This is a genomic window from Rehaibacterium terrae, from assembly GCF_014202935.1.
Taxonomy (GTDB): domain Bacteria; phylum Pseudomonadota; class Gammaproteobacteria; order Xanthomonadales; family Xanthomonadaceae; genus Rehaibacterium; species Rehaibacterium terrae.
Genome location: NZ_JACHHX010000018.1, coordinates 43,041 through 62,505, shown reverse-complemented (window position 1 = coordinate 62,505; position 19,465 = coordinate 43,041). Strand labels below are relative to the sequence as shown.

The 19,465-nt window shown below is 67.6% G+C and carries 19 protein-coding genes; 3 read left to right on the top strand and 16 right to left on the bottom strand.

Features of this window, described 5'->3' with window-relative positions; translation table 11 throughout:
• Window positions 1-165 precede the first annotated feature (165 nt).
• Window positions 166-1,533, bottom strand: a complete 1,368-nt coding sequence (gene glmU, locus HNQ58_RS11455) for a bifunctional UDP-N-acetylglucosamine diphosphorylase/glucosamine-1-phosphate N-acetyltransferase GlmU (RefSeq protein WP_183949062.1) — start codon at window positions 1,531-1,533, stop codon at window positions 166-168.
• A gap of 95 nt (window positions 1,534-1,628) precedes the next feature.
• Here glmU and HNQ58_RS11450 point away from each other — a divergent pair, with 95 nt between their 5' ends.
• Complete coding sequence (locus tag HNQ58_RS11450; RefSeq protein ID WP_246417319.1) at window positions 1,629-2,015, top strand: GtrA family protein; 387 nt, start codon at window positions 1,629-1,631, stop codon at window positions 2,013-2,015.
• 60 nt (window positions 2,016-2,075) lie between these two features.
• On the opposite strand, the gene HNQ58_RS11445 is transcribed toward HNQ58_RS11450, so the two are convergent.
• The 10 genes from HNQ58_RS11445 to HNQ58_RS11400 form a co-directional block, all read right to left on the bottom strand.
• A complete protein-coding gene (locus HNQ58_RS11445; RefSeq protein ID WP_183949060.1) occupies window positions 2,076-2,501 on the bottom strand; it encodes a F0F1 ATP synthase subunit epsilon in 426 nt (141 codons plus the stop codon).
• Window positions 2,502-2,612: 111 nt separating this feature from the next.
• On the bottom strand, window positions 2,613-4,001 hold the full coding sequence (gene atpD, locus HNQ58_RS11440) for a F0F1 ATP synthase subunit beta (RefSeq protein WP_183949059.1): 1,389 nt from the start codon (window positions 3,999-4,001) through the stop codon (window positions 2,613-2,615).
• Between the two features lie 70 nt (window positions 4,002-4,071).
• On the bottom strand, window positions 4,072-4,935 hold the full coding sequence (gene atpG, locus HNQ58_RS11435) for a F0F1 ATP synthase subunit gamma (protein ID WP_183949058.1): 864 nt from the start codon (window positions 4,933-4,935) through the stop codon (window positions 4,072-4,074).
• 840 nt (window positions 4,936-5,775) lie between these two features.
• Complete coding sequence (locus HNQ58_RS11430) at window positions 5,776-6,435, bottom strand: SEL1-like repeat protein (protein ID WP_183949057.1); 660 nt, start codon at window positions 6,433-6,435, stop codon at window positions 5,776-5,778.
• 229 nt (window positions 6,436-6,664) lie between these two features.
• Window positions 6,665-8,206 (bottom strand): F0F1 ATP synthase subunit alpha, encoded by a 1,542-nt coding sequence (atpA, locus tag HNQ58_RS11425; protein ID WP_183949056.1) that lies wholly within the window; start codon window positions 8,204-8,206, stop codon window positions 6,665-6,667.
• 55 nt (window positions 8,207-8,261) lie between these two features.
• Window positions 8,262-8,792, bottom strand: coding sequence for a F0F1 ATP synthase subunit delta (locus HNQ58_RS11420; RefSeq protein ID WP_183949055.1), 531 nt, complete (start codon window positions 8,790-8,792; stop codon window positions 8,262-8,264).
• 17 nt (window positions 8,793-8,809) lie between these two features.
• Window positions 8,810-9,280 carry a F0F1 ATP synthase subunit B gene (locus HNQ58_RS11415; RefSeq protein WP_183949054.1) on the bottom strand — a complete coding sequence of 157 codons (471 nt, stop codon included), beginning with the start codon at window positions 9,278-9,280 and terminating at the stop codon, window positions 8,810-8,812.
• A 102-nt stretch (window positions 9,281-9,382) separates the two neighbouring features.
• Complete coding sequence (gene atpE / locus HNQ58_RS11410; protein ID WP_183949053.1) at window positions 9,383-9,670, bottom strand: F0F1 ATP synthase subunit C; 288 nt, start codon at window positions 9,668-9,670, stop codon at window positions 9,383-9,385.
• 42 nt (window positions 9,671-9,712) lie between these two features.
• The gene (atpB, locus tag HNQ58_RS11405) at window positions 9,713-10,510 is read right to left on the bottom strand and encodes a F0F1 ATP synthase subunit A (protein WP_183949052.1); all 798 of its coding nucleotides are present in this window, start codon (window positions 10,508-10,510) and stop codon (window positions 9,713-9,715) included.
• A gap of 23 nt (window positions 10,511-10,533) precedes the next feature.
• Window positions 10,534-10,902, bottom strand: a complete 369-nt coding sequence (locus tag HNQ58_RS11400) for an ATP synthase subunit I (protein WP_183949051.1) — start codon at window positions 10,900-10,902, stop codon at window positions 10,534-10,536.
• Window positions 10,903-11,122: 220 nt separating this feature from the next.
• Here HNQ58_RS11400 and HNQ58_RS11395 point away from each other — a divergent pair, with 220 nt between their 5' ends.
• The gene (locus HNQ58_RS11395; RefSeq protein WP_183949050.1) at window positions 11,123-11,335 is read left to right on the top strand and encodes a DUF2061 domain-containing protein; all 213 of its coding nucleotides are present in this window, start codon (window positions 11,123-11,125) and stop codon (window positions 11,333-11,335) included.
• Between the two features lie 88 nt (window positions 11,336-11,423).
• On the opposite strand, the gene lpdA is transcribed toward HNQ58_RS11395, so the two are convergent.
• The 4 genes from lpdA to HNQ58_RS11375 form a co-directional block, all read right to left on the bottom strand.
• Window positions 11,424-13,190 carry a dihydrolipoyl dehydrogenase gene (gene lpdA, locus HNQ58_RS11390; protein WP_183949049.1) on the bottom strand — a complete coding sequence of 589 codons (1,767 nt, stop codon included), beginning with the start codon at window positions 13,188-13,190 and terminating at the stop codon, window positions 11,424-11,426.
• 266 nt (window positions 13,191-13,456) lie between these two features.
• Complete coding sequence (locus tag HNQ58_RS11385) at window positions 13,457-15,019, bottom strand: bifunctional GNAT family N-acetyltransferase/carbon-nitrogen hydrolase family protein (RefSeq protein ID WP_183949048.1); 1,563 nt, start codon at window positions 15,017-15,019, stop codon at window positions 13,457-13,459.
• A gap of 161 nt (window positions 15,020-15,180) precedes the next feature.
• Window positions 15,181-16,566 (bottom strand): dihydrolipoyllysine-residue acetyltransferase, encoded by a 1,386-nt coding sequence (locus tag HNQ58_RS11380; RefSeq protein ID WP_183949047.1) that lies wholly within the window; start codon window positions 16,564-16,566, stop codon window positions 15,181-15,183.
• A gap of 189 nt (window positions 16,567-16,755) precedes the next feature.
• Window positions 16,756-17,502: a DUF2884 family protein gene (locus HNQ58_RS11375; protein WP_183949046.1), complete on the bottom strand. Its 747-nt coding sequence runs from the start codon at window positions 17,500-17,502 to the stop codon at window positions 16,756-16,758.
• A gap of 187 nt (window positions 17,503-17,689) precedes the next feature.
• Between HNQ58_RS11375 and HNQ58_RS11370 the strand changes: the two genes are divergently transcribed.
• On the top strand, window positions 17,690-18,307 hold the full coding sequence (locus tag HNQ58_RS11370; RefSeq protein WP_183949045.1) for an OmpW/AlkL family protein: 618 nt from the start codon (window positions 17,690-17,692) through the stop codon (window positions 18,305-18,307).
• A 35-nt stretch (window positions 18,308-18,342) separates the two neighbouring features.
• Here HNQ58_RS11370 and HNQ58_RS11365 read toward each other — a convergent pair whose 3' ends face one another.
• Window positions 18,343-19,413, bottom strand: coding sequence for a GGDEF domain-containing protein (locus HNQ58_RS11365; RefSeq protein ID WP_183949044.1), 1,071 nt, complete (start codon window positions 19,411-19,413; stop codon window positions 18,343-18,345).
• Between the last annotated feature and the right edge of the window lie 52 nt (window positions 19,414-19,465).

The window sequence follows — 19,465 nt, the reverse complement described above, 5'->3', positions numbered from 1 at the left end:
ACGACGGTGTGATTTTCCGGGGATTCGCGCAGTCGTCCAAGGGGGGCCAAGCCAAGCCCGCTGCGGAGTTCGTGCATTTTGCAGGGCCGACTACATATCCGCGCAAATCCGTGGCTGAAGCTGGTCGCGGCTTCCGCCGTTGCTGCCGTGGGACTGGTGCGCCGCTCAGGACTTCTTCTTCGGCCGCTGCCAGCCGGGAATCGTCACCTGCCTGGCGCGGGCCACGGTGAGCTGGCCCGCGGGCGCGTCCTTGCCGATCACCGAGCCGGCGCCAATGGTGGCATCCGCACCGATCGTCACCGGTGCCACCAGCGCGCTGTTGGAACCGATGAACGCGCCATCGCCGATCGTCGTGGTCGACTTGTTCACGCCGTCGTAATTGCAGGTGATGGTGCCGGCGCCGATGTTCACCCGCGCGCCGATCCGCGCGTCGCCGAGGTAGCTCAGGTGGTTGGCCTTGCTGCCCTCGCCCAGCCGCGCCTGCTTGGTCTCGACGAAGTTGCCGATGTGCACGCCGCTGGCCAGCTCGGTGCCAGGCCGCAGCCGCGCGAACGGGCCGATGGTGCAGGGGCCGTGCGTCACCACGCCGTCGAGGTCGCAATGCGCCTGCACCACGGTGCCGGCAGCGAGACGGGCGTTCCTGATACGGGTGAACGGGCCGATGCGCACGCCGTCGCCGAGCAGCACCTCGCCTTCCAGGATCACGTCGACGTCGATCTCGACATCGCGCCCGGCCTGCACGCGGCCGCGCAGGTCGAAGCGTGCCGGGTCGGCGAAGCGCACGCCCTCGTCGCACAGCGCGCGGGCGGCACGACGCTGGTAATGGCGCTCAAGGATGGCAAGCTGCCACGGGTCGTTGGCACCCTCGGTCTCGACCGGATCGGCGCAGGGGATCGCCGCGGCCGGGCGCCCTGCCGCCGCCGCCAATGCGAAAACATCGGTGAGGTAGTACTCGCCCTGGGCGTTGTCGTTGCGCACCGCCGCCAGCCAGCGCTTCAGCCACGCCGCGTCGGCGCAGACGATGCCGGTGTTGATGGTGCGGATGGCACGCTGCGCTTCGTTCGCGTCCTTGTGCTCGACGATGGCGGCGACATGCCCGGTGGCGTCGAACACGACACGGCCGTAACCGGTGGGATCGGCTGGCTCGGCGGTGAGCACGGCCAACGGCTCGCTGACGGCCAGCAGCGCCCGCAGTGTCTCGGGACGGATCAACGGGACATCGCCGTACAGCACCAGCACGCGCGCGTCGTCGGGCACGGCCGGCAATGCCTGCTGAACGGCGTGGCCGGTACCGAGCCGGCTCACCTGCTCGGTCCAATGCAGGTCGGGCTGCGTCGCGAAGGCCTCGCGCACCTGCGCGCCACCGTGGCCGAAGACGACATGGATGCCGGCCGGCGACAGCGCCCGCGCGGCATCGATCACGTGCGCCAGCATCGGGCGACCGGCGACCGGCTGCAGCACCTTGGGCAACGCCGACTTCATCCGTTTGCCCTCGCCGGCGGCGAGGATGACGACATGCAGCGCTGCGCTCATGGTGTCCTCCCTGTCATGGCCGGGAATTGTAAGGCCATGCGCGCCGGCGTGAGCCAGGCAGTAGGATGCGCCTTCCCCATCACGTCTTCCGCCGCATGAAGCGACTCATCCGCCAGGGCACCGGCTTTCTGGTCGTCGGACTGGTGCAGCTCGCCATCGACTGGGCGCTGTTCGTCATCCTGACCGCCGCCGGCATGGCCGTGGTGCCGGCCAACCTGCTGGCGCGGGTGAGCGCGGCCTGCCTGGGCTTCTGGCTCAACGGCCGCTACACCTTCGCCGAGCACGGACGAGCGCGCCTGGGCCGGCAGCGCTTCGCACGTTTCGCGCTGGCCTGGATCGCGCTCACCGCGGCGAGCACGCTCGGCATGGAAGCGGTGGCCCGCCTGCTCGGCCTGCACTGGGCATGGCTGGCCAAACCGGTCGTGGACGGCGGGCTGGCGGTGCTCAGCTTCGTGCTGCTGCGGCAGTGGGTGTACCGCTGAGCACGGAACGGCGAACGCCGGCACGAGGCCGGCGTTCGAGGTCGACGCGGAAACGCGGACTCAGTGCTTGAGGTTGCGGCGCAACCGCTCCAGCGCCTGCAGCTGGGCGATGGCCTCGGCCAGCTTGGCCTGCGCCTCGGCGATCTCCATCGCGTCGGTACGGTTGGCCAGCGCCTTCTCGGCTTCTTCCTTGGCCTTCGCCGCCGCGGCCTCGTCCAGATCCTTGGCGCGGATGGCGGTGTCGGTCAGCACCGTCACCACCTGCGGCTGCACTTCCAGGATGCCGCCGGAGACGTAGAAGAACTGCTCCTCCCCGCCAGGCAGGATGACGCGCACCTGGCCCGGCTTGAGGCGGGTGATCAGCGGCGCGTGGCGCGGCGCGATGCCGAGCTCGCCCATTTCGCCGGTCGCGACGACCATCTCGACCACGCCGGAGAAGATCTCGGCCTCGGCACTGACGATGTCGCAACGGATGGTGGTTGCCATGTCTAAAACCTCGGTAACCGGAAACCGGCCGCCCGCTGCGTGGGCTGAACCGGAAACCTGAAAAGCCATGAGCCTACCGGTTGCCGGTTACCGGCTACCGGTTACCGGCTCTCAAGCAGCCACGCCCATCTTCTTGGCGTTCTCGAACACCTCGTCGATGCCACCGACCATGTAGAAGGCCTGCTCGGGCAGGTGGTCGCACTCGCCGTCGACGATCATCTTGAAGCCGCGGATGGTTTCCTTCAGCGGCACGTACTTGCCAGGCGAGCCGGTGAACACCTCGGCGACGAAGAACGGCTGCGAGAAGAAGCGCTCGACCTTGCGGGCGCGCGAGACGACCAGCTTGTCCTCTTCACTCAGCTCGTCCATGCCCAGGATCGCGATGATGTCCTTGAGCTCCTTGTAGCGCTGCAGGGTCGCCTGCACCCGGCGCGCGGTCTCGTAGTGCTCCACGCCGATCACGTTCGGATCGAGCTGGCGGCTGGTCGAATCCAGCGGATCGACCGCCGGATAGATGCCGAGCGCGGCGATCTGGCGCGACAGCACCACGGTGGCGTCGAGGTGGGCGAACGTGGTCGCCGGCGACGGGTCGGTGAGGTCGTCGGCCGGCACGTACACGGCCTGGATCGAGGTGATCGAGCCGGTCTTGGTCGAGGTGATGCGCTCCTGCAGCACACCCATTTCCTCGGCCAGGGTCGGCTGGTAGCCCACCGCCGACGGCATGCGGCCGAGCAGCGCGGACACCTCGGTGCCGGCCAGGGTGTAGCGGTAGATGTTGTCGATGAACAGCAGCACGTCGCGACCTTCGTCGCGGAACTTCTCGGCGATGGTCAGGCCGGTCAGCGCCACGCGCAGACGGTTGCCCGGCGGCTCGTTCATCTGGCCATACACCAGGGCGACCTTGTCCAGGACGTTGGAGTCCTTCATCTCGTGGTAGAAGTCGTTGCCCTCGCGGGTACGCTCGCCCACGCCGGCGAACACCGAATAACCGCTGTGCTCGATGGCGATGTTGCGGATCAGCTCCATCATGTTGACGGTCTTGCCGACGCCGGCGCCGCCGAACAGGCCGACCTTGCCGCCCTTGGCGAACGGACAGATCAGGTCGATGACCTTGATGCCGGTCTCGAGCAGCTCGTTGGAGCCCGCCTGCTCGGCGAAGCTCGGGGCCGGACGGTGGATGACCCAGTGGTCCTCGGCGTTGACCGGGCCGGCCTCGTCGATCGGGTTGCCCAGCACGTCCATGATTCGGCCCAGGGTGGCCTTGCCGACCGGCACCTTGATCGCCTCGCCGGTGTTCCTGGCCACCAGGCCGCGCTTGAGGCCCTCGGTGGAGCCGAGCGCGATGGTGCGGACGATGCCGTCGCCGAGCTGCTGCTGGACTTCCAGCGTGATCTCGGTGCCCTCGACCTTCAGCGCGTCGTACACCTTCGGCACGTGCTCGCGCGGGAATTCGACGTCGACGACCGCGCCGATGATCTGAACGATCTTGCCCTGGCTCATTTTTCGATCCTCTAGATCTTGCAATATTCAGCTTCGCGGGACGGCACGCGCCGCCGCCGCATCGATTGGGTCACACCGCGGCCGCGCCGCCCACGATCTCGGAGATTTCCTGCGTGATCGCCGCCTGGCGGGCCTTGTTGTAGACCAGATTCAGCGTGTCGATCAGCTTGCTGGCGTTGTCCGAGGCGGACTTCATCGCGACCATGCGCGCGGCATGCTCGGAGGCGACGTTCTCCAGCACCGCCTGGTACACCAGCGACTCAATGTAGCGGGTCAGCACGTGGCCGAGCACGTGTTCGGCGTTCGGCTCGTAGATGTAGTCCCAGTCGTGCGGCGTATCCAGCGACTCCGACGGCGGCAGCGGCAGCAACTGGTCGGTGCGCGGCTTCTGCGCCATCGTGTTGATGAAGTCGTTGTAGCAGAGGAACACGCGGTCGATGCGGCCGGCCTCGTAGGCGTCCAGCATCACCTTGATGATGCCGATCAGCTGTGCGACCTCGGGCTTCTCGCCCAGGTGCGTGACCGAGCCGAGCATGTTGACCTTCAGGCGGCGGAAGAACACCGTCGCCTTCTGGCCGATGCAGACCACGTCGACTTCCACGCCCTTGGTCTGCCACTCGCGGATCTCGGCGAGCAGGCGGCGGAACAGGTTGGAGTTGAGGCCGCCGCACAGGCCGCGATCGGTCGACACCACCACATAGCCGACGCGCTTGACCTCGGCGCGCTCGGCCATGAACGGATGCACATAGTCGGTGTTGGCCTTGGCGATGTGGCCGATCACCTGGCGCATCAGGCGCGCGTACGGACGCGACGCCTTCATCCGGTCCTGCGCCTTCCGGATCTTCGACGCCGAGACCATCTCGAGCGCACGCGTCACCTTGCGGGTGTTCTGCACCGACTTGATCTTGGTCTTGATTTCGCGGCCGCCTGCCATTGGACTATCCCAGATCTGGTTCATTTTCTAGGGAAGGTCTGAACAAGTCCATCTTGGACTTGCCAACCCGCGCCGCGTCCGGCGCATGTCCGGACGCGGCTTAGACGAATCAGGCACTTGCGTGCTTGATTCGCGAGCCAGCCACCCTGGCCGGCGGAACCTCTGAATTGATCAGGGGTTCCTAAGGTTACCATCCAGCAACTGTCCGCCGGGCGGCGATTGTTCAGCTAGCTAGCAAGTACAGGCTTGGCTAGTTAGTCAACACACCTGAGTCGAGTGATGGAACGTGACCCATTGGTAGCCGACAAGGACAGTCGTCCAGTAACCCGGATCACCCGGAACATTCGAGGAAATGTAATACGATTCGTAGATCGGCTGGAGCGACTGATAGCTTCCACCACCACACCCGCCGGTCCCAACGTCGCCGCCCATAGCGAAGTTCGGCCTCGGAAACTCCGCCACGGACGACAGACTGTTCAAGCCGCTCATAACGCTCTGCAGGACATAGGATGCGCATGTCGAGTTAGAGCAAATCGTAATGGAGTCTCCATTCCGCCAACGACTGATTTCAAGATTCGCAATCGACCAGATGAAATTTACGGAATCAATATCAATAAGCGGGCGACCAAGTCCGCACGCCCAACCGCTCCCAGTACAATCGTGCATCCCCCAATCTGTGGCATTGACCGAGAGCGGCGCACAAAGCAACAGCAGGTAAGCAGCTTTCCTTTGGGCCGAGTTCACTACGCCTCCATTCTTGGTTTATTGATGGTCTTCTTGCTTGATCGTAGCGAGTGCAATCGCTCACCATGCTTGCTGCATCTCGCAGCAATCCCAATGTCACCGACAGCATAACGATATAAACGCGTCGGCTCGTCGCTGTGCTTCTGCGAGCTCGGACGGGGAAAGGTCTTGACTGATCCGATCCAACATCGTTGAGTACCCCGGGCTGCCTACAAGCTCACGCATCGCAGTGGTATAGACATAGGCGTTTACCGGATCAGGCCGCACCAGCCCCCCATCCGCGTATTTATTGGCTAGCGAACCAATCGCGTCGACGTTGCCCGCGGCAGCCGCATCATGAAGATGACGAACCGCTTCGTCGCGCAGCATCGCAAGCCTTTCGGCCTCCGCGACAGCCAAGCCAGGATTGTCAAACTCTGCCAAAGCGAACTTGTAGAAGTTCGCCTTTGCTACTACATGACCTTGGCGAGCGGCGAGCTTCAACCATTCTATCCTTTGAGCCAAAACCTCATCCGACATGCTCTGGCACTTTGCATGGGCAGCTTCGATCCCTTTGGCTGCGTGAGTAATCGCTTCGTCGGTGCCAGCTTGCTCCGCAAACCGCTCAAGATGGCGGGCACGCTCGGACGATAGCGAGCACTCCAGCAGGTCCTCGAACAATTGATATGCAGCAGACGAGTTGCCTTGCTCAGCCAAAGATCGCAGGTCTGGGTACGACTCCGCGATCGAGTTACGTGTTTGCACGATTGAGGTCACGGCGCGCTGATCATTGTGCTGGGGAGTTGCCCCGGCACGCCCGAGTGCTGGAACTTGCTTTGCGCCGCCCGGCTCAGCCGCAGTCCGTAGTGTATTTCGGTGCACTCGGTCTGATTCACTAGTGGCCCAGTGGAAGGCAATCAACGCGGCCAGCCCCATCGAAATGCCGGCCGCAAACATAAGCATTCTCTTTCGAGCCATTGGTCGTCCTCAAACAAAAAAGCTGGAACTACCAAGTCTGCTTGAACTCTTCGATGCCCTTCTTGAAGCCGGCCTCGATGTCCTTGTTCCAGTCGCCGCTGGCGTTGACCTGCTCGATCAGCTCGCCATAGTTGTTGGCGAAATGGGCGTGCAGGCCGGCCTCGAAGGCGCCGATCCTGGCCACCGGCACGTCGTCAAGGTAGCCCTCGTTGACGGCGTACAGCGACAGCGCCATCTGCGCAATCGACATCGGGGCGTACTGTTTCTGCTTCATCAGCTCGGTGACGCGCTGGCCGCGCTCGAGCTGCTTGCGGGTGGCCTCGTCCAGGTCGGAGGCGAACTGGGCGAAGGCCGCCAGCTCGCGGAACTGCGCGAGCGCCAGGCGCACGCCGCCGCCGAGCTTCTTGATGATCTTGGTCTGCGCGGCGCCGCCGACGCGCGACACCGAGATGCCGGCGTTCACCGCCGGGCGGATGCCGGCATTGAACAGGTCGGTTTCCAGGAAGATCTGGCCGTCGGTGATCGAGATCACGTTGGTCGGCACGAACGCGGACACGTCGCCGGCCTGGGTCTCGATGATCGGCAGTGCGGTCAGCGAGCCGGTCTTGCCCTTGACGGCGCCGTTGGTGAACTTCTCGACGTAGGCCTCGTTGACGCGCGCGGCGCGCTCGAGCAGGCGCGAGTGCAGGTAGAACACGTCGCCAGGGTACGCCTCGCGGCCCGGCGGGCGGCGCAGCAGCAGGGAAATCTGGCGGTAGGCGACGGCCTGCTTGGAGAGGTCGTCGTAGACGATCAGCGCGTCCTCGCCGCGGTCGCGGAAGTACTCGCCCATCGCACAGCCGGCGTAGGGCGCGATGTACTGCATCGCGGCCGACTCGGACGCGGTGGCGGCGACCACGATGGTATGCGCCAGCGCGCCGTGCTCTTCCAGCTTGCGCACGACGTTGGCGATCGAGCTGGCCTTCTGGCCGACCGCCACGTAGATGCACTTAACGCCGGTGCCCTTCTGGTTGATGATCGCGTCGATCGCCAGCGCGGTCTTGCCGGTCTGGCGGTCGCCGATGATCAGCTCGCGCTGGCCGCGGCCGACCGGAATCATCGCGTCGACCGACTTGTAGCCGGTCTGCACAGGCTGATCGACCGACTTGCGCCAGATCACGCCAGGGGCGACCTTCTCGATCGGCGAGCTGACCTTGGCCTCGATCGGGCCCTTGCCGTCGATCGGGTTGCCCAGCGCGTCGACGACGCGGCCGAGCAGCTCGGGGCCGGTCGGCACTTCCAGGATGCGGCCGGTGGTCTTGGCGGTGTCGCCCTCGCGCAGGTGCTCGTAGTCGCCGAGCACCACGGCGCCGACCGAGTCGCGCTCCAGGTTCAGCGCCAGGGCGAAGGTGTCGCCGGGCAGCTCGATCATCTCGCCCTGCATCACGTCGGCCAGACCATGGATGCGCACGATGCCGTCGGAGACGGAGGTCACCGTGCCCTCGTTGCGGGCCTCGGCGGCGAGCTTGACCTGCTCGATGCGGGTCTTGATCAGTTCGCTGATTTCGGACGGGTTGAGCTGGGTCTGCATGGGATTTTTCCCTGATTGCCCGGCGCCGGGGCCGGGGCTTGGCTGAAAGAAATCGTCAGTGGGCGAGCGCGGACTGCAGGCGCGCCAGCTTGGTACGCAGCGAGCCGTCGATCACCACCTCGCCGGCGTCGATCACCGCGCCGCCGATCAGCGCCGGATCGACCGCCGTGGTCAGCTCGACCTCACGACCGAAGCGCTGCTTCAGCGAGGCCTTGAGCTTGTCCAGCGCGGCAGCATCGAGCGCCGTGGCGGAGGTGACCCTGGCCTTGACCACGCGCTCGGCCTCGGCGCGCAACTGTTCGTACAGCGCGGCGATCTCGGGCAGCAGCGGCAGGCGGCGGTTTTCGGCCAGCGTGGCCAGGAAACGGCGGAACACCGGATCGACCTCGCCCGGCGGGCTGATCAGATCGACCAGGGCCTCGTGCGCGAGCTTGGGGTGGCCCAGCAGCGCCGCAACGCGTGCATCGGACACCGCCTGGGCGGCGAAGCCCAGCGCCTGCGACCAGGCCGGCAGCCCGCCGTGGTCGCGCGCCAGCGCGAAGGCCGCGCGGGCATACGGACGGGCGAGGGTGATGGCGTGGCTCATGTCAGTTCGCTCTCATCTCAGAGCTGGGTCGCCAGCTCGTCGAGCAGCGCCTTGTGGGCGTTGGCGTCGATCTCGCGACGGAGCAGCTTCTCGGCGCCGGCCACGGCGAGCACGGCGACCTGCTGGCGCAGTTCTTCCTTGGCGCGGAACACGGCGGCAGCGATCTCGGCTTCGGCCGCCGCCTTCTGGCGGTTGGCCTCGGCGATGGCGTCTTCCTTCGCCTTGTCGATGATCTGGTTGGCGCGCTGGTGGGCCTGTTCGATGATCTCGTTGGCCTTGCCGCGCGCCTCGCGGAGCACCGCGTCGACCTTCTCCTGCGCCTGGGCCAAGTCCTTCTGGCTGCGCTCGGCCGCCGCCAGGCCCTCGGCGATCTTCTTCTGACGCTCCTCGATGGCATTGAGCAGCGGCGGCCAGATCCGGGTCGCGATGATCCAGATCAGCGCGGCGAAGGCCAGAGCCTGGGCGAAGAGGGTGAGGTTGATGTTCATGGGGTTCGCTCAGCCAGGTGTGACGGGCATGGGCGCGAATGCGCCCCGTGCTTCATCCGATGGTGCGGACCGGCCGCACGGCCGGCCCGCACCCGACCAGGTTCAGCCCAGGCGCTCGGCGATCGCGGTGGCCAGCGGGTTCGCGAAGGCGAACATCAGGCCGACGGCGACGGTGATGATGAAGGCCGCGTCGATCAGGCCGGCGGTGATGAACATGCGGACCTGCAGCACCGGGATCAGTTCCGGCTGACGGGCAGCGGACTCCAGGAACTTGCCGGCCATCAGGGCCATACCGAGACCGGCGCCCAGCGCGGCGAGGCCGATCATGATGCCGATGGCCAGCGCGGTCGAGGCCTGGACGTTGGCGAGGATGGACAGAATGGCTTCCATGGTTTTTCTCCGGAACGGATGTCTGAGGGTTGAACGAAAGGGTCAGTGATGCTCTTCCATGAGGCTCAGGTAGACGATCGAGAGCATCATGAAGATGAAGGCCTGCAGCGGGATGACGAGCAGGTGGAACAGCATCCAGCCGAGGCCGAAGGCGCCGCCGGCCAGCGCACCGAAGATGCCGGCGCCGCCGAGCATCCAGATGAGCAGGAACACGATCTCGCCGCCGTACATGTTTCCGAACAGTCGCATCGCCAGCGACACCGGCTTGCTCAGCAGCTCGACGAAGTTGAGCAGCAGGTTGGCCGGAAACATCCACTTGCCGAACGGCGCGGTGAACAGCTCATGGATGAAGCCGCCCAGCCCCTTGGCGCGCAGCGCGAAGAAGATCATCAGGAAGAACACGCTGATCGACATGCCGAGCGTGGCATTGACGTCGGCGGTCGGCACCGGCTTCCAGTAGTGCACGCCGACCCACTCCAGCGGCTTGGCGATGAAGTCGGCCGGAACCAGCTTCAGGCCGTTCATCAGCAGGATCCAGCAGAACAGGGTGATCGCGATCGGCGTCACCAGTTTGCTGCTGCCGTGGTAGGCGTCCTTGGCCTGCTTGTCGATGAACTCGAGCACGATCTCGACGAAGGCCTGCCACTTGCCCGGCACGCCGGCGGTGGCCTTGCGGGTGGCCAGCCAGAACAGGAACACCATCACCAGGCCGAGCAGCACCGCGGTGATCAGGGTGTCCAGATGCAGCGTCCAGAAACCGCCCTCGCCGACCTTGAAGGTCAGGTTCTGCAGGTGGTGCTGGATATAACCGGTGGGAGTCAGTTCCGCCTCGCCCGCCATGTGTGCCGAACCCCGAAAGTCAGTCAATTCCGTCTGGCGGCCGCCAGCACGAAGGCCAGCTCAGCCGCGAGCAGCCCCGCCAGCAGCGGCAGCGGCGGCAATCGCCACAGCGCCAGCCCCAGCAGCAGCCCGAGCAGCACGACCAGCCACTTGATCAGCAGTCCGCCGACCAGCCGCCAGAGCGCATCGCCCGCCGCCGGCGCCGCGCGCGAAAATCCGCGCCAGCCCGCCACGGCCGTCCCCGCCGCCATCACGCCACCACCGAGCGCCGCCGCCAGCGCCGCCGGCGCCGACCAGGGCCAGAACAGCAGCCCGAGACCCGCCGCGACCGCCAGCTGGGCCAACACACAACGCCGGGTCAGGCGCTTGCCTGCGGCCATCGGTGCGTGCACGGGCCTGTCCGGATGCTCGGTGGATTGATTTGCGACCAGAAACGGCCAGTCAAGACGCAAAAGTATAGCAGTGGCTCCGGAAGCGGGACAACACGGCCGTCCGCCACGGTGACCGCCCCATATGATAGTCAACATCGATTGAAACTTGCGAAACGATCGACTTTACGGCGGGCCCAGCATCGCCAAGAATGGAAACCATTCCGGATAACGGAGCGTCGTCATGGCAAAGACACTGTCCTTCACCGCCGTGCACATGACCATCGCCTTCGCCGTCGGCTACGCGATGACCGGCAGCGCCTGGGTCGGAGGCGCGCTCGCGCTGGTCGAGCCGCTGTGCAACGCCGTGGCCTATCACTTCCACGAGCGGCTGTGGAAGCGGATCGAGTCGCGTCGCCGTGCAGCCTCAAGCCCTCGCACCCTGCTCAACGCCTGACACCGCACGCACGCTTGCGGAAAAGGCAAAGGACGGAAGCCGGCCCGCGCCGCCATGCGCCCGCCCTCGCCCACCCGCCTGCGCGGGGTCACTTCTTCTTCGGGATGTACAGGTCGGTGATGGTGCCTTCGTAAGCCTCGGCCGCCATGCCCACCGATTCGCTCAGCGTCGGATGCGGGTGGATGGTGTGGCCGATGTCGCCGGCCTCGCAGCCCATCTCGATCGCCAGCGCAACCTCGGCGATCAGGTCGCCGGCATGCGGGCCGACGATGCCGGCGCCGATCACGCGGTGCGTGGCCTCGTCGAAGATCAGCTTGGTGAAGCCTTCGGTGCGGCCCAGGCCGATGGCGCGGCCGGAGGCGGCCCACGGGAACTTGCCGACGCCGACCTGGAGCCCCTTGGCCTTCGCCTCGGTTTCGGTCACGCCGACCCAGGCGATCTCCGGGTCGGTGTAGGCCACCGACGGGATCACCCGCGCCACCCACTCGCGCTTCTCGCCGGCGGCGACTTCGGCCGCGAGCTTGCCCTCGTGGGTGGCCTTGTGCGCCAGCATCGGCTGCCCCACCAGGTCGCCGATGGCGAAGATGTGCGGCACGTTGGTGCGCATCTGCCGGTCGACCGGGATGAAGCCGCGCTCGGTCACCTGCACGCCGGCCTTGTCGGCGTCGAGCTTGCCGCCGTTCGGCGCGCGCCCCACCGACACCAGCACGCGGTCGAACCACTGCGCCTGCGGCGCGTTCTCGCCTTCGAAGGACACCTCGATGCCCTTCTTGCCGGCCCGCGCCCCGGCGGTCCTGACCTTGAGATGGACGGCCACGCCCTGCTTCTTGAGGCGGTCGGCCAGCGGCTTGACCAGATCCGGATCGGCGCCCGGCATCAGCTGATCCATCAGCTCGACCACGGTGACCTCGCTGCCGAGTGCGCGGTACACCGTCGCCATCTCCAGACCGATGATGCCGCCGCCGACCACGAGCAGCTTCTTCGGGATCTCGGCCAGCGTCAGCGCGTCTGTCGAATCCATCACCCGCGGGTCGTCCCACGGGAAGCCGGGCAGCTTCACCGGCTGCGAGCCGGCGGCGATGATGCAGTGCGCGAAGCGCACCAGCCTGGTGCCGTCCTCGCCGACCACCTCGACCTCGTGCGGCGAGACGAACTTGCCGATGCCCTGCAGCACGCGCACCCTACGCTGCCTGGCCATGCCGGCCAGACCCTTGGTGAGCTGGCCGACCACCTTGTCCTTGTAGACGCGCAGCGCGTCGAGTTCGATCTTCGGCGCGCCGAAGCTCACGCCGTACTCGCTGGCATGCGCCGCCTCGTCGATCACGGCGGCGGCGTGCAGCAGCGCCTTGGACGGGATGCAGCCGACGTTGAGGCAGACGCCGCCCAGGCTCGGATAGCGCTCGACCAGCACCGTGTCCTGCCCGAGGTCGGCCGAGCGGAACGCGGCGGTGTAGCCGCCGGGGCCGGCGCCGAGCACCAGCACCTGGCATTCGATATCGGCCTGGCGACCGGAGGTCGCCGCGGCCTGCGGCGCGGGCGCGTGGGCCGGCTCGGCGGCGGGAGGCGCCGCTTCGGGCGCATCCGCCCTCGTGGCCGCCGGCCGGGCCGCTTCGCCTTCGGCGTCGAGCACCGCCACCACCGTGCCCTCGGAAACGGTGTCGCCGACCTTGACCTTGAGCTCCTTGACGACACCGGCCGCCGGCGCGGGCACTTCCATCGTGGCCTTGTCCGACTCCAGCGTCAGCAGCCCCTGGTCCTTGGCCACGGTATCGCCCGGCTGCACCAGCAGCTCGATCACCGGCACGTCGCTGTAGCCGCCGATGTCCGGCACCCTGACTTCGATGCGCTGCGCCATGCGCGTCTCCCTGCGGAAAAGATCCTGGATTCTACCGGAGCGCGCCGGCACCGCCCGCCCGGGCATGACCTTCGGCCCATGCCATCCACTGATTTAGTGTTATAGTTTAATACAACACTAAACAACGACTCGCAGAGGAGCCCCGCCATGTACCGGATGCAGCTCTACCGCGGCCTCGTCGCCCTCGCCTTCCTCACCCTGTGGCTGCTGGCCTGGGGCGTGGCCCACCTGGCCGGCCGCACACTCGGCTGACGCATGCCATCGCCTCATCCGCCACGCCGCTTCCAGCTGTATTGGTACAGGTCGTGGCGGCGGTCCTTGAGGTTCTGCACCGTGCCTTCGTTGCGCGCCACGGCTAGATCCTTCAGGCGCAGGTCGGCGAAGGCCACCTGCTCGACATTGGGCGTGGTGTCGGCGGCGACGCCGTCGCGGGCGAAGGGAAAGTCGCAGGGCGTCAGGATGCAGCTCTGGGCGTACTGGATGTCGAAGTTGTTCACGCCCGGCAGGTTGCCGACGTTGCCCGAGAGCACGACGTAGCACTGGTTCTCGATCGCCCGCGCGTGACAGGAATAGCGCACCCGCAGATAGCCTTCGCGGGTGTCGGTGCAGAACGGCACGAACAGGATCAGCGCGCCCTGGTCGATCAGGTGCCGCGCCAGCTCGGGGAACTCGCTGTCGTAGCAGATCATCACCCCGACCGGCCCGCAGTCGGTCATGATCGCCCGCGCGCTGTCGCCGCCCTTGATGCCCCACCACTTGCGCTCGTTCGGCGTGACGTGGACCTTCTCCTGCTCGTGCAGCGAACCGTCGCGCAGGGCGACGTAACAGATGTTGCGGATGTCGCCATCGGCGACCGCGGTCGGGTGCGAGCCGCCGATGATGTTGGCGTTGTATTTCACCGCCAGCGACGCGAGCAGCTCGCGGTAACGGGCGGTGTAGCCGGTCAGCGCCACCAGCGAATCGTGCGGCGACAGCGGCTCGTTCTCGATCGACAGCAGCTGCAGGGTGATCAGCTCGGGAAACACCACGAAGTCGGCACGGTAGTCCGAGGCGACCTCGACGAAGAACTCGACCTGCGTGGCGAACTCCTCGAAACTCTTCACCCGCCGCTGCTGGTACTGGATGGTCGCCACCCGCACCGTCTCGCGCATGCGGCCTTCGCGCTGGGCGGCGGCCACCCGCGGATTCGGATCGAAGCGCGGATTGCGCCAGACCAGATGTGCGGCGTGGCCGAGCGACTCGCGGTCGGTCGGCAGGTAGTCGCGCAGCACACCGATCGGCTCGAAGCCGTTGCCGAGCTGGAAGCTGAGCGCGCGGTCACGAACCCGCCCGGCCTTCACGTCCTCGACATAGGCAGCCGGGTCGCCGTGGTAGCGCTTGCGGCGCGACAGCCCGGGCAGGCGGCCGCCGAACACGATGCCCTTGAGCCTGAGGTCGCTGCACAGACGCTTGCGCGCCTCGTACAGCCGCCGACCGATGCGCATGCCGCGGTACTCGGGATCGACGCAGACCTCCATGCCGTACAGCCAGTCGCCGGATGGATCATGGCGCGAGCCATAGCCGTTGCCGGTGATCTCGCGCCAGCGGTGCGGCGACAGCGCCAGCGCTTCGCCGATGCGGAAGGTGGCGCAATAGCCGACGATGCGGCCGTCGTAGACGGCGACGAACTGCCCTTCCGGAAAATGCGCCAGGTGGCCGGCGACCATCTCGGGCGTGTAACCCCACTCGGGCGAATAGGCGCGCTCGGTCAGCGCGACCACGGCGGCGACATCGGCCGGCGTGGCGCGGCGCACGACGAGTTTTGGTTTGCTGTCGTTGACTTGGCTCATGCACGTCCTCCTGCGGATCCGTGTGGGGCCCTACCGAAACACAGCGCCGGTCAAGCCGGCGCGATGCGCTCCATGCCCGCAGGAACGCCGTGAGCCGCCACCGGCAGCGCGGCGGGCCTCCGCTCGCGGCTCACGCCGCTCCTGTCGCGCGATGGCGCCGCTCAGAGCAGCAACCGGCGCAGGTCACCCAGCACCTGTGCCAGGTAGCTGGTGAAGCGCGCGGCGTCGGCGCCGTCGATCACGCGGTGGTCGTAGGACAGCGACAGCGGCAGCATCAGCCGCGGCACGAATTCCTTGCCGTTCCAGACCGGCTTCATGCTGCTGCGCGAAACGCCGAGGATGGCGACTTCCGGCGCGTTGACGATCGGGGTGAAGGCGGTGCCGCCGATGCCGCCCAGCGAGCTGATCGAGAAGCAGCCACCGGACATCTCGGCCGGACCGAGCTTCTTCTCGCGCGCCTTCTTCGAGATCTCGCCCAGCTCCGTCGACAGCTCCAGCAGGCCCTTGCGGTCGCAGTCGCGGATCACCGGCACCACCAGGCCGTCGGGCGTGTCCACCGCGATGCCGATGTGGAAATACTTCTTCAGCACCAGGTTCTCGCCGGACTCGTCCAGCGAGGCATTGAACTGCGGGAACTTCCTGAGCGCGGCCACGGCCGCCTTGATCAGGAACACCAGCGGGGTGATCTTGGTGTCCTTGTTCTCCTCGCCCAGGCGCTTGCGGAAGGCTTCCATCTCGGTGATGTCGGCCTCGTCGTGCTGGGTGACGTGCGGGATCATCGCCCAGTTGCGAGCCAGGTTGGCGCCGGAAATCTTCTTGATCCGCGACAGCGGCCGGGTTTCGATCTCGCCGAACCTGGCGAAGTCCACCTTCGGCCACGGCAGCAGGTCGAGCCCGCCGCCGCCCGCGGCGGCGGCCGGACGCGCAGCGCCGCTCATCACCGACTTCACGTAGGCCTGCACGTCCTCCTTGCCGATCCGGCCGCCACGCCCGCTGCCGCGCACCTGCGACAGGTCCACGCCCAGCTCGCGGGCGAACACGCGCACCGCCGGGCTGGCATAGGGGACTTCGCCGGGCAGGATGCTCTCGGCACCGAAGGCCACCGGCGGTGTGCGCGCCTCACCGGCAGCGGCCGGACGCGCCTGCGCCGGGCCGGCGGCGGCTTCCGCCTTCGGCTCGGACCTCGGCTCGGACCTCGGCTCGGGCTTCGGCTCGGGCTCCGGCTCGGGCTTCGCTCCGGACTTGTGCCCGGGCATCGGCGCGGGTGCGGCGGGCTCCGTCTTCGCGGGCGCGCCGACGCCCTCGCCGGCCACCTCGATCAGCGCCACCACGGCGCCCTCGGACACGGTATCGCCCACCTTGATCTTCAGTTCCCTGATCACCCCGGCGAACGGCGCCGGCACTTCCATCGTCGCCTTGTCGGATTCCAGCGTGGCCAGACCCTGGTCCCTGGCGACGGTGTCGCCCACCGCGACCAGCAGCTCGATCACCGGCACGTCCGAATAACCGCCGATGTCCGGCACCCGAGCTTCCCTGATTTCGGCCATGTGCGTTCTCCCGAGGATGGTTCCGATGGACGGAAAGGGGCCATTGTCGCCGCGCCGGCGTGCGCCGCCAACCGTACCCGTCCATGCGGCCCGCCGCGAGGCGAAAAAAATCCCCGCCGGCAAACACCGGCGGGGTGGGGAGCGCAATCCCGCAGCGGGCGTGCAACCGCTGCGGGAGGTGTGCGGAACTCAGCGTGTCCGCCCGTCCATGCGCAGAAGCTGCAGGGCACGCCCATCGGCATGCCGGTATTCCAGGCTCGCGCCGAGCTCGGCCAGTCGGGCGAAGCGCGGGCACAGCCCCTCGGCGCGCGCTTCCAGGGCGCGCGCCCCGGTCTCGACCCGGGTTTCGATCTCGCGCTCCAGTCGGGCGGCGCGCGCCTCGATCTCCGATATCCCGGCCCGGTCGCCGGACAGGGCGGCCGTGATCGCGCTCGACACGACGTTGCCGACGACCAAGGGCACGACCTCGCCGACCAGTTGCTCGACGGTGCGCGCCACGAACCGCTCGTCGAAGTGCGCAGTGCTGTCGGCCGTGCGGACCCGGGTGACGAGGTCGGCGCGGGCGTGCTCCAGCCGCGCATGCGCCGGGGCGCTGTCGTCGCTGAAGCTGCGCACCACTTCGGTCAGTGCGGCGAAGGCGATCTCCACCGCATCCAGGGCGATCGCCTTGACCTCCGGCACCAGCGCGCGGACCTCGCTCTCGAACGCCGCGATCCGGCGCACATCGGCCGGATCGAGCGCGACCTCGCGACCGTCCACGATCAGCCGCCCGCCGCGCATCAGCACACTGGCCGGCACACCCTGCGGGCGGGTGAACTCCAGCTCCTGCGCACCGATGCGCAGGTCGTAATCGCTGTCGACGTCACAGCCGCGCACCCCGGCCTGGGCGCCTGCGGCGGACAGGATCGACACCAGCATGAGAACGAGACGGTACATGGGACCTCCGGGCGGCGATATCCGGTATGGACGCAAGCATGGGGGCAAATGGTTGCAGTCGACCTGTGCCTTTGGGTGGGGTGACTTCCGTCCCGGCTCCGTCACGGCCGCGTCGACGCGCCCTTGAGCGGTCACCGCGCATAATCGATCGGCGCGCGCCCCTTGCCCGGCGCGATGGGAGAACGTCATGTCGACTGCTTTGCGGCCACTCGCCGCCACCCTGCTCGCCACCGGCCTGCTCGCGCTCGCGCCGGCCGCCACGGCCGCCGACTTCGCGATCCGCATCGGCGGCCACAGCGTCAATCCCAAGTCCGACAACGGCACCCTGGCCGGGCTGCCGGCACGGGTCGGCAACCAAACCGCCCTGACCGGCGGCATTTCCTGGCACCTGGATCGCCACTGGTTCACCGACCTGTGGCTCGGGCTGGACAAGTTCGGGCACGAGGTGCGCCTGGATGGCGCCGGCACGGTGGCCACCGTCGAGCATCGTCCGATCGCCCTGGGCATCAACTATCGGGCCGGTATCGGCGCGTTCCGTCCGTTCGTCGGGCTCGGCTACGGCTGGGTGCGGGTATCGGGCGAACGCGCCTTCGGCATCCTCACCGGCAGCCGGGTCGAAGCCGGCAACGCCAGCGGCATCACCTACGTGGTCGGCGCCGACATCCATCTCGGCGAGGCGTGGTTCCTGCGCGCCGATGCGCGCCGGCTCGACTTCGACACCCGGGTGCGCGTCGACGGCGCCGACGTCGGCACCGCCAATGTCGACCCCTGGGTGTACGGACTGAGCGTGGGCGTGCGTTTCTGAATGCCCGCCGCGGCCGTCCGCCCCGCGGCGGACGGTCAGTCGGCCGCCACCACCCGGTTGCGACCGGCGCGCTTGGCCTCGATCATCGCCAGATCGGCGCGGTGCATCAGATCGTCGAGCGACTCGACCCGATCCCAGGCCGCCAGCCCGCCGCTGAGGGTGATCCTGACCGCGGCGTTGGCCTCGGAGACGCGCAGGCGGATGCGCTCGGCCACCGCCAGCGCCTGCTCGATCGACGCGCCCGGCAACATCACCACGAACTCCTCGCCACCCAGCCGCGCCACCAGGTCCTGTTCGCGCAGCGTGCTGCGGATCGCCAGCGCGGCGCGCTCCAGGACCTCGTCGCCGGTGGCGTGACCGTAGCGGTCGTTGACCTGCTTGAAATGGTCCAGGTCGAGGTAGAGCATCACCAGCGGCAGCGCCGACTGCCGTGCCACGTCCATCAGCTGCTCGGCACGCGATCCCCAGCCGGCGCGGTTGAGCACGCCGGTGAGCGCGTCGGAATCGGCGCGCCGGAGCAGTTCCCGGCGCAGCCGGTAATCGCGGATCGACAGGCCCTGGCTGAGCCGGAACAGCAGATAGGCGACGCAGGCCGCGACGCTCAGGTAGGACACGTAATCCAGCCAGGTCGGCCCCGGCGCCGCGATCAGCCAGAGCATGGCGAGCGGCGGCAGCAGCAGGGCCACGGTGCCGGCGACGAACAGGCGCGGCCGCGGCCAGAGCGGCCCGAAGGCGACCACCAGCATGCTCAACCCGGCCAGCGCATGCATCACCCAGCCGTTGGGGCTCAGCGCCGCCGTGGCGCAGATGCCGGTCGCGAACAGGCCCAGGTAGGCCACGCCCAGCCACAGCGCCGCCTCGCCGCGAAAGCGCCGCGCCAGCAGCGCCAACAGCAGCAGACCCGCCGCGAAGCCGCCGCGCATCAGCAGCACCGGCCCGGCCCGGTCGCCGTAGATCGCGATCTCGCGCAGGCCGAAGGCGAGGAAGATCACCACGCCGGCCAGCAGCAGGGCGCGGTAGGGGCGCTCGTAGGTCGCCACCAGTTCGGTGACCAGGCCCTCGTACTCGTCGCGCGCGACGGCTTCCGGCTTCGGCGAAGCGGTCATGGATGGATGGGCGGCCGGGACATCGGCATCGTTAGCGGTCGCGGGCCGAAAA

Bases quoted from the DNA above. Each gene is read 5' to 3' on its own strand.
- atpG (WP_183949058.1), bottom strand. From the start codon at position 4,935: ATGGCAGGCGGCCGCGAAATCAAGACCAAGATCAAGTCGGTGCAGAAC.
- HNQ58_RS11385 (WP_183949048.1), bottom strand. From the start codon at position 15,019: ATGAGCCAAGTCAACGACAGCAAACCAAAACTCGTCGTGCGCCGCGCC.
- HNQ58_RS11395 (WP_183949050.1), top strand. From the start codon at position 11,123: ATGGCAAAGACACTGTCCTTCACCGCCGTGCACATGACCATCGCCTTC.
- HNQ58_RS11365 (WP_183949044.1), bottom strand. From the start codon at position 19,413: ATGACCGCTTCGCCGAAGCCGGAAGCCGTCGCGCGCGACGAGTACGAG.
- HNQ58_RS11370 (WP_183949045.1), top strand. From the start codon at position 17,690: ATGTCGACTGCTTTGCGGCCACTCGCCGCCACCCTGCTCGCCACCGGC.
- lpdA (WP_183949049.1), bottom strand. From the start codon at position 13,190: ATGGCGCAGCGCATCGAAGTCAGGGTGCCGGACATCGGCGGCTACAGC.
- HNQ58_RS11380 (WP_183949047.1), bottom strand. From the start codon at position 16,566: ATGGCCGAAATCAGGGAAGCTCGGGTGCCGGACATCGGCGGTTATTCG.
- glmU (WP_183949062.1), bottom strand. From the start codon at position 1,533: ATGAGCGCAGCGCTGCATGTCGTCATCCTCGCCGCCGGCGAGGGCAAA.
- HNQ58_RS11375 (WP_183949046.1), bottom strand. From the start codon at position 17,502: ATGTACCGTCTCGTTCTCATGCTGGTGTCGATCCTGTCCGCCGCAGGC.
- HNQ58_RS11445 (WP_183949060.1), bottom strand. From the start codon at position 2,501: ATGGCAACCACCATCCGTTGCGACATCGTCAGTGCCGAGGCCGAGATC.
- atpB (WP_183949052.1), bottom strand. From the start codon at position 10,510: ATGGCGGGCGAGGCGGAACTGACTCCCACCGGTTATATCCAGCACCAC.
- HNQ58_RS11420 (WP_183949055.1), bottom strand. From the start codon at position 8,792: ATGAGCCACGCCATCACCCTCGCCCGTCCGTATGCCCGCGCGGCCTTC.
- atpD (WP_183949059.1), bottom strand. From the start codon at position 4,001: ATGAGCCAGGGCAAGATCGTTCAGATCATCGGCGCGGTCGTCGACGTC.
- atpE (WP_183949053.1), bottom strand. From the start codon at position 9,670: ATGGAAGCCATTCTGTCCATCCTCGCCAACGTCCAGGCCTCGACCGCG.
- HNQ58_RS11450 (WP_246417319.1), top strand. From the start codon at position 1,629: ATGAAGCGACTCATCCGCCAGGGCACCGGCTTTCTGGTCGTCGGACTG.
- HNQ58_RS11415 (WP_183949054.1), bottom strand. From the start codon at position 9,280: ATGAACATCAACCTCACCCTCTTCGCCCAGGCTCTGGCCTTCGCCGCG.
- atpA (WP_183949056.1), bottom strand. From the start codon at position 8,206: ATGCAGACCCAGCTCAACCCGTCCGAAATCAGCGAACTGATCAAGACC.